This is a genomic window from Yersinia sp. 2542 StPb PI, assembly GCF_048593855.1.
Lineage (GTDB): Bacteria > Pseudomonadota > Gammaproteobacteria > Enterobacterales > Enterobacteriaceae > Yersinia > Yersinia enterocolitica_E.
This window is the reverse complement of the sequence record NZ_JAZGQA010000038.1, coordinates 17,334-29,050: the sequence shown is the minus strand read 5'-3', so window position 1 is coordinate 29,050 and position 11,717 is coordinate 17,334. Positions and strand designations below refer to the sequence as shown.

The following is an 11,717-nucleotide window of genomic DNA, read 5'->3' as shown; positions in this document are numbered from 1 at the left end:
GTATAAGATGGGTTAAAAGTACCAATAAATATATATTTTTCATTGTGATAACCCCATTTATTACCTTAAAGATATATCTTAAGCCTATATTTGACCTGAGTATTCTTTCTCGCTAAGTTGGAGGTCCGCTGGAAGCTTTCTAGACGGGCAAACGTCTAGTCATAATTATGCAGTAATTTAAGACTCCCTCTTAAAACAAGTCTTATACCACTTGTGAGAACCGTCACAAGAGGCCATTGGCGGAGGGCGGAAAAGCAGATTTGTCGCGAAATACGCGGCTCTCAGCCCACCCTGCCTGATGTAACCATGTCCTTCTGGAGTCGGTTTGTGAGAGTCTCGCAGAGCCTGGGGAGGTTCACTGATATGTTGTACGATAAATCCCTTGAGAGGGACAACTGTGGTTTCGGCCTAATCGCCCACATAGAAGGCGAACCTAGCCATAAGGTAGTGCGTACCGCTATACACGCACTGGCCCGCATGCAACACCGTGGCGCGATACTTGCTGATGGCAAGACCGGCGACGGTTGTGGCTTGTTGTTACAAAAACCGGATCGTTTTTTCCGGATGGTCGCTGAAGAACGCGGATGGCGTTTGGCCAAAAACTATGCCGTAGGCATGATGTTTCTCAGTCAGGACGAAGAACTCGCCAAGGCAAGCCGCCGCATTGTAGAAGAAGAATTGCAAAACGAAACGCTGTCGATTATCGGCTGGCGTGAAGTGCCGACCAACCCGGATGTTCTCGGTGAAATTGCCCTCTCCTCCCTGCCTCGGATTGAACAAATTTTTGTGAACGCCCCTGCTGGCTGGCGTCCACGTGATATGGAACGCCGCCTGTTTGTGGCGCGTCGCCGTATCGAAAAGCGTATTTCAGAAGATAAAGATTTCTACGTATGTAGTTTCTCTAATCTGGTGACGATCTATAAAGGCTTATGTATGCCTGCGGATCTGCCGCGCTTCTATCTTGATTTGGCTGATTTGCGCATGGAGTCGGCAATCTGCCTATTCCACCAGCGCTTCTCAACCAATACCGTGCCACGCTGGCCACTGGCTCAGCCGTTCCGTTATCTGGCCCACAACGGCGAAATCAATACCATCGCCGGTAACCGCCAATGGGCGCGCGCACGTGCTTATAAATTCAAAACGCCATTAATCCCGGATTTGCAGGATGCGGCTCCTTTCGTCAATGAGACCGGCTCTGACTCCAGTTCACTGGATAACATGTTGGAACTGTTCCTCAGTGGCGGTATGGACTTGATTCGTGCCATGCGTCTGCTAGTGCCACCGGCCTGGCAGAACAACCCAGATATGGATACCGACCTGCGCGCCTTCTTTGACTTCAACTCCATGCATATGGAGCCGTGGGATGGCCCGGCCGGGATTGTGATGTCAGATGGCCGTTATGCCGCTTGTAACCTTGACCGTAATGGCTTGCGCCCTGCGCGCTACGTTATCACCAAAGATAAGCTGATCACCTGTGCTTCTGAAGTGGGCATCTGGGATTATCAGCCCGATGAAGTGATTGAAAAAGGTCGCGTCGGCCCTGGTGAACTGATGGTGATCGATACCCGCAGCGGTAAGATCCTCCATTCAGCCGAAACGGATAACGATCTGAAAAGCCGCCACCCGTATAAAGAGTGGATGGAGAAGAACGTTAAGCGTCTGGTGCCGTTCGAAGATCTGCCAGAAGATCAGGTGGGCAGCCGTCAGTTAGATGATTCGACACTGGAAACCTACCAGAAGCAATTTGGTTACAGCAGTGAAGAGCTGGACCAAGTCATCCGTGTGCTGGGTGAAATTGGTCAGGAAGCCACCGGCTCAATGGGTGATGACACCCCATTTGCGGTACTATCCAGCGGCCCACGTATTATTTACGATTACTTCCGCCAGCAATTTGCGCAGGTCACCAACCCGCCCATCGATCCGCTGCGTGAAGCACACGTTATGTCACTGGCGACCAGTATCGGTCGTGAAATGAACGTGTTCTGCGAAGCAGAAGGTCAGGCGCACCGACTGAGCTTTAAATCGCCGATCCTGTTGTTCTCTGATTTCCAACAGTTAACCACGTTGGAAGGGGAGCATTATCGTGCTGATCGTGTGGATTTGACCTTTGATCCTGCCGAAACTGACCTGGAACAAGCGGTTCTGAGATTATGTGAAGAAGCGGAGCGCAAAGTCCGTGACGGTGCCGTAATGCTGGTACTGTCTGATCGTGCCATCGCCCCTAACCGCCTGCCGGTACCCGCACCAATGGCTGTCGGCGCTATCCAGACCCGCCTGGTTGAGAAAAATCTACGCTGCGACGCCAACATTATTGTTGAAACTGCCAGTGCCCGCGACCCGCATCACTTCGCCGTGCTGCTCGGTTTTGGTGCGACTGCGATTTACCCTTATTTAGCTTATGAATCATTGGCTAAATTGGTTGATAGCCAAGCGATTGATAAGAAGTATCGCGATGTGATGCTTAACTATCGTAATGGGATCAACAAGGGCCTATACAAAATCATGTCCAAAATGGGCATTTCAACTGTGGCCTCTTACCGCTGTGCCAAGCTGTTTGAAGCGGTTGGCCTGCATCGTGATTTGTCTAATCTCTGTTTCCAGGGCGTGGTCAGTCGTATCGGTGGAGCCAGCTTCAGTGATTTCCAACAAGATCTGCAAAATCTGTCTAAACGTGCCTGGCTGAAACGCAAGCCGTTGGATCAGGGCGGTTTATTGAAGTTTGTTCACAACGGCGAATACCATGCGTATAACCCGGATGTGGTCAGCACCTTACAAAAAGCGGTTCACAGTGGTGAATACAGCGATTATCAGGTTTATGCCAAGCTGGTTAATGAGCGCCCGATTGCCACACTGCGTGATCTGTTAGCCATTAAACCGCAAGGCACCCCGATCCCGGTGGATCAAGTGGAACCGGCTGAATCACTGTTTACTCGCTTTGATACGGCGGCAATGTCTATCGGCGCACTTAGCCCGGAGGCCCATGAATCATTGGCTATCGCCATGAACAGTCTGGGTGGCTTCTCTAACTCCGGTGAAGGTGGCGAAGATCCGGCCCGTTACGGTACGAATAAAGTTTCTCGTATCAAGCAGGTGGCCTCTGGTCGTTTCGGTGTGACACCGGCGTATCTGGTAAACGCCGATGTTATCCAGATCAAAGTAGCACAAGGTGCAAAACCAGGTGAAGGCGGCCAGTTACCCGGTGATAAAGTCACACCTTATATCGCCAAACTGCGCTATTCCGTACCGGGAGTGACATTGATCTCCCCACCACCGCACCATGATATTTACTCAATCGAAGACCTGGCACAGCTCATTTTCGACTTGAAACAGGTCAATCCGAAAGCGTTGATTTCGGTGAAACTGGTATCTGAGCCGGGCGTGGGTACCATTGCTACCGGCGTAGCGAAAGCTTATGCCGACCTGATTACCATTGCTGGGTACGACGGTGGTACCGGTGCCAGCCCGCTCTCTTCAGTGAAATATGCCGGTTGCCCGTGGGAGCTAGGATTAGTTGAAACGCAACAAGCGCTGGTTGCTAACGGCCTGCGCCATAAAATCCGTCTACAAGTGGATGGTGGCTTGAAAACCGGCGTCGATATTGTTAAAGCCGCGATTCTGGGTGCAGAAAGCTTCGGCTTCGGTACCGGGCCTATGGTGGCACTCGGTTGTAAATACTTACGTATTTGCCACCTGAATAACTGCGCCACCGGTGTAGCAACTCAGGATGAAAAACTGCGTCGTGACCATTATCACGGCTTGCCTGAACGGGTGGTTAATTACTTCCAGTTTATCGCACGGGAAACTCGTGAAATCATGGCTGAGTTGGGTGTAAGCCAACTGGTTGATTTAATTGGTCGTACTGACATGCTGCTGGAACTGGATGGCATCTCAGCCAAACAGAATAAACTGGATCTGTCGCCGATGCTGAAAACCGCTACGCCACATCCGGGTAAGGCACTGTATTGTACCGAAAGTAACCCTCCGTTCGATAAAGGCATATTGAACAAAGAGTTACTGTCGCAAGCTGAACCGCACATTGAAGCGAAACACAGTAAGACGTTCTACTTCGATATCCGTAATACTGACCGTTCCGTAGGTGCCGCGCTGTCGGGCGCGATTGCCACTAAACATGGTGATCAAGGTCTGGCAACCGACCCAATCAAAGCTTATTTCTCCGGTACTGCCGGTCAAAGCTTTGGTGTCTGGAATGCCGGTGGTGTTGAGTTAACCCTGACCGGTGATGCCAACGACTATGTCGGTAAAGGGATGGCCGGTGGCCGTATTGCAGTGCGCCCTCCTGTCGGCTCCAACTTCCGCAGCCATGAGGCCAGCATTGTCGGCAACACCTGTCTGTATGGCGCGACTGGCGGCAAATTATTCGCCGCAGGCCGTGCAGGTGAGCGTTTCGCCGTGCGTAACTCTGGGGCTATCACCGTTGTTGAAGGTATCGGTGATAACGGTTGTGAATACATGACTGGTGGTATTGTCTGCGTACTGGGTCGCACTGGGATTAACTTCGGTGCTGGTATGACCGGCGGTTTTGCTTATGTTCTTGATGAAGATGGTGAATTCCGTAAACGTGTTAACCCTGAGCTGGTGGAAGTCCTGGATGTCGATCAATTGGCAATCCATGAAGAGCATCTGCGTGGGCTGATCACTGAGCATGTTCAGTTGACCGGTTCCAGCCGTGGCGAAGAAATTCTGGCTAACTGGCCAGAGTGGGTGACCAAATTTGCTTTGGTTAAACCGAAATCCAGCGACGTGAAAGCACTGTTGGGCCACCGTAGCCGTTCCGCAGCCGAGCTGCGGGTTCAAGCGCAGTAAGGGGTTGAAATGAGTCAGAATGTTTATCAGTTTATCGACCTACAGCGCGTAGATCCGCCGAAAAAGCCGCTGAAGATCCGTAAAATTGAATTTGTTGAGATTTACGAGCCGTTTTCGGAAACCCAGGCCAAAGCTCAGGCAGACCGCTGCCTGTCTTGTGGTAACCCTTATTGCGAATGGAAGTGCCCGGTTCATAACTACATTCCTAATTGGCTGAAACTGGCCAACGAAGGGCGCATCATGGAAGCGGCGGATCTGGCCCACCAGACCAACAGCTTACCGGAAGTGTGTGGCCGTGTATGCCCACAGGACCGTCTGTGCGAAGGGTCTTGTACCCTGAACGATGAATTCGGTGCGGTGACTATCGGCAACATCGAGCGCTACATCAGCGATAAAGCCATTGAGATGGGCTGGAAGCCTGATATGTCGCATGTTCACCCGACCGGTAAACGTGTCGCGGTGATCGGTGCTGGCCCTGCCGGGCTGGCCTGTGCCGACGTATTAGCACGCAACGGCGTACAAGCCGTGGTATTTGACCGCCATCCAGAGATTGGCGGCTTGCTGACCTTCGGTATTCCAGCCTTTAAGCTGGAAAAAGAAGTGATGATTAAGCGCCGTAAAATCTTCTCCGAGATGGGTATCGAATTCCAACTCAATACTGAAATCGGTAAAGATATCACCATGGATGCGCTGCTGAAGGAGTATGACGCGGTGTTCCTCGGTGTCGGGACATACCAATCGATGCGCGGTGGTCTGGCAAATGAAGATGCCTCGGGTGTCTATGATGCGCTGCCATACCTGATTGCCAATACCAAGCAGTTGATGGGCTTTGATGCGACCGTCCACGAGCCATATATCAATATGGAAGGTAAGCGTGTCGTAGTGCTGGGCGGCGGTGATACCGCAATGGACTGTGTGCGTTCATCGATTCGCCAAGGGGCAACAGATGTGGTGTGCGCCTATCGTCGTGATGAGGTCAACATGCCAGGTTCCAAGCGGGAAGTGAAAAACGCCCGTGAGGAAGGAGTTGAGTTTAAATTCAACTTGCAACCATTAAGCATCGAAGTTAACAGCAACGGCAACGTCTGTGGTGTGAAGATGGTTCGTACCCAACTGGGCGCACCTGATGCACAAGGCCGCAGCGTGGCTGAGCAGATCCCAGGGTCTGAACATGTGCTACCAGCAGATGCAGTGATAATGGCATTTGGCTTCCGTCCACACAGCATGGAGTGGTTGGCGGCGCATGACGTGGCATTGGATAAGCAGGGCCGCGTAGTGGCCCCTGAGAGCACTGATAATGCGTTTCAGACCAGTAACCCGAAAATCTTTGCCGGTGGCGATATCGTCCGTGGCTCTGATCTGGTGGTGACAGCCATCGCCGAAGGCCGCAAAGCCGCAGATGGCATCATGAATTATCTGGAAGTCTGACAGTAAAAGTATCCTGCCATAGACTTAACACTAGAGGGCTGGTTATCCAGCCCTTTTTACTGTTTTTTCCACGCACATCCACTTCAACTCAAGATTTTGTAACAATCTCAACCACCTTATTTGCAGCAATTTATAGCTGAAGCGCTATAGTAAAGGCCGAGCTCCGATAGGTTTATGCTTTCCGTACTTATACTTTCTGTATCTATGCTTTTTGGCCTGACCCCATGGCCAGCCTTATTGTTACGCCTTGTTTTAAATAAAGGATTATCTGTTATGAAATCTCACTTACTTTTTATTGCTGGCGGCTTGCTGGCGATCAGCAGCAGCGCATTGGCTATGTCTTTGAATTATCAAGAAGTTGGTTATAATATTGAGGCGCGTGGCGCGCGCGCTGTGGTAGCCGAGCTGGCAAAAGCGGGGCAACTGCCTGCGGTAGAAAATAATATTAAGCTGGGTGATGACAACTGGATTGCCATGGCCCCTAAACTGGCCGATGCCGGTAATGCGAATTTCACTGCTGGGGTGAAATCGGCACTCTCTTCTGCACTGATTTATAACCCGGCCGCAGTACTAAAAGCGGTGAGCGACAGTAAAACACTAACGGTATCAGATATTTGTACCGCACCGGCAGATGTCAAAGACAGTGCTGCCAAAGCCAGCTTCCAACAGCGCGCATCTCATACCTTATCGACTATCAGAAATAGCGATATGATGAGTCAACGTGATAGCTGTCTGGCTGAGTTGAAAAAGCTGTCTTAATTATTGGTTATTTGGCAGAAATAATAAGGGCGGCTAATGCCGCCCTTATTGGGTATGGTAACGCTTGGTGCAAAAGAACAGTGTTGTTCGTTACTTAACAACCCGTAATGCTGGGCGACCACCGCTACGTGGCGGTTTTGGTGGCTCATCATCCGGTGAATGACTATCGTCCTGTGATACCTGAGTATCACCAGTGACTAATGTCAGGTTCTCAGCCGGTGCCGTCTCGCTACCTTCCTCTGTGAAAGCCTCAAAATTGCCATCAGCATCAGAATCGTAAGCTTCTTCAGGCTCAAACATAGTGCCAGAGCCGTTTTCACGCGCATAGATAGCTATTACCGCAGCCATCGGCACGGTAACTTGACGAGGAACGCCACCGAAACGGGCATTGAAACTTACACCCTCGTTACCCAGCTCCAAATTACCCACGGCACGCGGTGCTACATTCAATACAATCTGCCCATCGCGGGCAAATTCCATCGGCACCGAAACACCCGGCCGGGTGACATCCACAACCAGATGCGGAGTCAGTTGATTATCAATCAACCACTCGTAAAATGCGCGCAACAGATAGGGACGGCGCGGAGACATATCCGACATCTCCATAACAATTAACCTCGGGTTTTCAGGTGCATTTCACGTTCAGCTTCAGTCAGGGAAGCCAGGAACGCATCACGCTCAAACACACGTGTCATATAACCCTTCAACTCTTTAGAGCCAGCACCGGTTAACTCGATACCTAATACAGGTAAACGCCACAGCAGCGGAGCCAGATAGCAATCAACCAGGCTGAATTCTTCGCTCATAAAGAAAGGCATTTCATTAAATACCGGCGCGATAGACAACAGAGCTTCACGTAGCTGCTTGCGGGCTGCTTCAGCTTCCTGAGCATTACCTTGTTCGATCTTATGCATCAGGGAATACCAGTCTTTCTCGATGCGATTCATCATCAAACGACTGCTACCACGTGCAACAGGGTATACCGGCATCAATGGAGGATGAGGGAAACGCTCATCCAAATACTCCATGATGATGCGGGATTCATACAATGTTAACTCGCGATCAACCAAAGTAGGAACGGTCTGGTAGGGATTGAGGTCAATCAGGTCCTGCGGCAGATTACCAGCTTCAACCTGCTCAATCTCAACACTGACACCTTTCTCCGCCAGTACGATACGTACTTGATGGCTAAAAATGTCGGTCGGGCCGGAAAACAGCGTCATTACCGAACGTTTGTTGGCAGCGACAGCCATGAAAACCTCCAAGATTATCTAGAAAACAGTGCGAATAGCCCACGGTTAGGTTGCTATCCTGAGTCGTTTTACCGCCGGTTCGTCATCTCGACAGCTGTTGCCGTAAATAAGCCTTGGTCGAGATAGTTATTCAGCCAGGGAGATACACGGACGCCAACAGTTCGCCGAACAGGCACAAAAGTGGGTGATAGTTTACCAGATTTTGCATGTTTTGTGGGGATGGTGCTGCGATTTCGTGATTAATTGTTTATCAGACAACGGTTTAGCAACGAAAATATAATATGTGATGCTATGGAAAGTGGTTTTTCAGGCATAAAAAAACCCGGTGAGACACCGGGTTTTTACCATTAATCTGATGCCGTAGAGGCAAAAAATTAACGTTTGGAGAACTGTGGACGACGACGTGCTTTACGCAGACCCACTTTCTTACGCTCAACTTCACGCGCATCACGCGTTACGAAGCCAGCTTTACGCAGTTCACCACGAAGAGACTCGTCATATTCCATCAGTGCACGGGTAATACCGTGACGGATAGCACCAGCTTGACCAGAAATACCACCACCTTTAACAGTGATGTACATGTCAAACTTGCTAACCATATCTAGCAGTACGAGCGGTTGCATAACAACCATACGGCCAGTTTCACGACCGAAGTACTCTTCGATGCTACGTTGGTTAATAACGATATTACCGCTACCCGGCTTAAGAAAAACGCGTGCAGCAGAACTTTTGCGGCGACCAGTGCCGTAGTATTGATTTTCAGCCATTGCCATAATCCCGATTAAATGTCCAGAACTTGCGGTTGCTGCGCCGCATGATTGTGCTCAGTACCCGCGTAAACTTTCAGTTTACGATACATTGCACGACCCAGCGGACCCTTCGGCAGCATGCCTTTAACCGCGATTTCAATCACACGCTCAGGACTGCGGGCAATCATCTCTTCAAAGGTCGCTTGTTTGATACCACCGATATGACCGGTGTGACGGTAATAAATCTTGTCTGTACGCTTGTTACCAGTTACGGCAACTTTTTCTGCGTTCAGAACGATGATGTAATCACCAGTATCAACGTGCGGGGTGTATTCCGCTTTGTGCTTGCCGCGTAAGCGACTAGCCAGTTCAGTAGCGAGGCGACCTAAGGTCTTACCGCTCGCGTCAACAACATACCAGTCGCGTTTTACAGTTTCTGGTTTAGCTGTGAAAGTTTTCATTATAAAAGCTTACCCAATTAATAAGTTACACGTTGGTGAACACCCAAACGTTCAAAAACAGTTGAGGCTCACACGACCATCAGTCCAGCAAACCTACCCCTTCGAATAGCCAATGCCGGCACTATCAAAGTTTTTGGGAAAAAAACTTTGTTGTAACGTGGGGTCGCAAGATTATAGAGAAGTCGACGTTAAAGATCGAACTGTTTTTGACGAGAAAGGTATAAATTAAACATGTTAAGTTAGGGCGAAGGAAAATCGCCCACCACAGAATAGCATTTTAGCGGGTCAAAAGTGAATAACGGTCGTGCAGATTATCCCTATGGCAGATGCGGTAAAGAGAGATACTCTTCACTTTGCATCTCTTGTAACCGCGATAAACAGCGTTGATATTCGAATTTAAGGCGCTCACCGCAATAAATATCGAACATTGATACTTCTGCCGCAATAATCAATTTTACCCGCCGTTCATAAAACTCATCCACGAGTGCCAGAAAACGCCTGGCCGTATTCTCATCTCGCGTCTCCATGCGGTGGACGTTGTGCAGTAATACCGTGTGATAGAGCTTGGACAGTGCAATGTAATCCAACTGGCTGCGGGCTTCTTCACACAGTGTATGGAAATCTACCGCCAGAACACCCTGTGCTGAGCAAATAGCAGGCAATGGCCGATGGTTAACTTCCAGTATCGGCGCTTGGTCCCCCTCTTTACCGGCCAGTTTGACAAAAATATCGTCCATCGCTTGTTCAGTTTGTGGATTCAAGGGCGTCAGATAAAGATTTGCCTGAGTCAGGGTCCGCAGGCGGTAATCAATCCCCGCATCGACATTCATCACATCACAATACTGTTTAATCAATTCAATGGCTGGCAAGAAGCGGGCACGCTGTAAACCATTATGATACAAATTATCCGGTGGAATATTGGAGGTGGTAACCAACGTGATACCTCTGGCAAAGAGTGCCTCCAGCAATGTCGCCAGTAACATGGCATCAGTAATATCCGAGACAAAAAACTCATCAAAGCACAGCACATCAGTCTGTGCTTTGAAACCGTCGGCAATAATCTCCAGCGGATTTTCATGACCTTGCAGCTCAGTCAGTTCTTGATGTACCCGTAGCATAAAACGGTGGAAATGCAGTCGCAGCTTGCGCTCACCCGGCAAGCTGTGGAAAAACAGATCCATCAGCCAGGTTTTACCCCGCCCAACACCGCCCCACATATACAGCCCCTGGGCGGGTCGTATGGGGGGCCGGGGTACTGCTCGCCCAATCAAACGGTTCAGCCGCCCGCGCAGACTCGCGCGGGTCGGCGCTATACTCTGGCGTTGATTTAGTTCCTGATAAAGCCTATCCAGCCGTGCTACAGCACGCCGTTGTACCTCATCAGGTTGGTAGTCGCCGGCATCAAGTGCCTGCTGGTAAAGTGCTGTAGGTGTACTTGGTTGCATGTTTATCAACAATCCCTGATAAAATAGTTATCTACTTTTTGCGCGACTTTGTTGCTGATTTATCGGGCAATCGCCGCATTTACCGACACTGCCACTGCGAAGAAAGCCTGATAACCATAAGCAAAGTTGCATCAGGATTCCACTCCGACAAGGTTAACGGTTATAGTGGGTATTATTAAGTGAAAAAGTCCTGCTGAACAATGAAGTCAAAAAAGGAGTCATCATGACCTGGGAGTATGCGCTTATTGGGTTGGTTGTTGGTATCGTGATTGGCGCGGTGGCTATGCGCTTTGGCAACCGCAAATTGCGTCAGCAGCAAGTGCTGCAAAATGAGCTGGAGAAAAGCAAAACTGATTTGGAAGAGTACCGTCAGGAACTGGTTGGGCATTTTGCCCGCAGTGCTGAGTTGTTGGATAATATGGCTCGCGACTATCGCCAGCTCTACCAACATATGGCGAAAAGCTCCAATAACTTATTACCGGACTTGCCACTGCAAGATAACCCGTTCCGCTATCGTCTGACTGAATCTGAAGCAGATAATGATCAGGCACCGGTAAAAATGCCACCTCGGGATTACTCTGAAGGCGCATCGGGGTTATTACGCCCGGAGCATCAGACCCGCGATTAAGCACGCGTTTAGCTATCATACTGACTACGGTGGGGTGCATCTCACATTACCGTGGTCAGTACATTTACACTTCTATACTTACCTCTCCTTGAATTGCTTCATAGCGAGCCTTATATCAAGCCATATCTTAGGATGCTTATATTTAGGACAGCAGTAGCCTTTTGAAATAA

Annotated in this window: 9 protein-coding genes; 4 read left to right on the top strand and 5 right to left on the bottom strand. The window is 49.8% G+C overall.

From position 1 onward, the window contains the following. Nucleotides 1-363 precede the first annotated feature (363 nt). The 3 genes from gltB (at nt 364) to V1952_RS07250 (ending at nt 7,011) form a co-directional block, all read left to right on the top strand. Nucleotides 364-4,824: a glutamate synthase large subunit gene (gene gltB, locus V1952_RS07260; RefSeq protein WP_083162296.1), complete on the top strand. Its 4,461-nt coding sequence runs from the start codon at nt 364-366 to the stop codon at nt 4,822-4,824. Nucleotides 4,825-4,833: 9 nt separating this feature from the next. Then, the gene (locus V1952_RS07255; protein WP_420071281.1) at nt 4,834-6,252 is read left to right on the top strand and encodes a glutamate synthase small subunit; all 1,419 of its coding nucleotides are present in this window, start codon (nt 4,834-4,836) and stop codon (nt 6,250-6,252) included. A 273-nt stretch (nt 6,253-6,525) separates the two neighbouring features. Continuing rightward, nucleotides 6,526-7,011 carry a hypothetical protein gene (locus tag V1952_RS07250; RefSeq protein WP_420071282.1) on the top strand — a complete coding sequence of 162 codons (486 nt, stop codon included), beginning with the start codon at nt 6,526-6,528 and terminating at the stop codon, nt 7,009-7,011. Nucleotides 7,012-7,101: 90 nt separating this feature from the next. Here the strand turns inward: V1952_RS07250 and sspB are convergent, their stop codons facing one another. From sspB to zapE, 5 genes are all read right to left on the bottom strand, one after another. Next, the gene (sspB, locus tag V1952_RS07245) at nt 7,102-7,617 is read right to left on the bottom strand and encodes a ClpXP protease specificity-enhancing factor (RefSeq protein WP_420074540.1); all 516 of its coding nucleotides are present in this window, start codon (nt 7,615-7,617) and stop codon (nt 7,102-7,104) included. Nucleotides 7,618-7,622: 5 nt separating this feature from the next. Next, nucleotides 7,623-8,264: a stringent starvation protein SspA gene (gene sspA, locus V1952_RS07240; RefSeq protein ID WP_083162288.1), complete on the bottom strand. Its 642-nt coding sequence runs from the start codon at nt 8,262-8,264 to the stop codon at nt 7,623-7,625. Between the two features lie 374 nt (nt 8,265-8,638). After that, nucleotides 8,639-9,031 (bottom strand): 30S ribosomal protein S9, encoded by a 393-nt coding sequence (gene rpsI / locus V1952_RS07235; RefSeq protein WP_019080041.1) that lies wholly within the window; start codon nt 9,029-9,031, stop codon nt 8,639-8,641. A 14-nt stretch (nt 9,032-9,045) separates the two neighbouring features. Then, complete coding sequence (rplM, locus tag V1952_RS07230) at nt 9,046-9,474, bottom strand: 50S ribosomal protein L13 (protein WP_005188409.1); 429 nt, start codon at nt 9,472-9,474, stop codon at nt 9,046-9,048. A gap of 317 nt (nt 9,475-9,791) precedes the next feature. Further along, nucleotides 9,792-10,919, bottom strand: coding sequence for a cell division protein ZapE (gene zapE, locus V1952_RS07225; protein ID WP_420071283.1), 1,128 nt, complete (start codon nt 10,917-10,919; stop codon nt 9,792-9,794). Between the two features lie 223 nt (nt 10,920-11,142). Here zapE and zapG point away from each other — a divergent pair, with 223 nt between their 5' ends. Beyond that, on the top strand, nt 11,143-11,547 hold the full coding sequence (zapG, locus tag V1952_RS07220) for a Z-ring associated protein ZapG (protein WP_004714934.1): 405 nt from the start codon (nt 11,143-11,145) through the stop codon (nt 11,545-11,547). Nucleotides 11,548-11,717 lie beyond the last annotated feature (170 nt).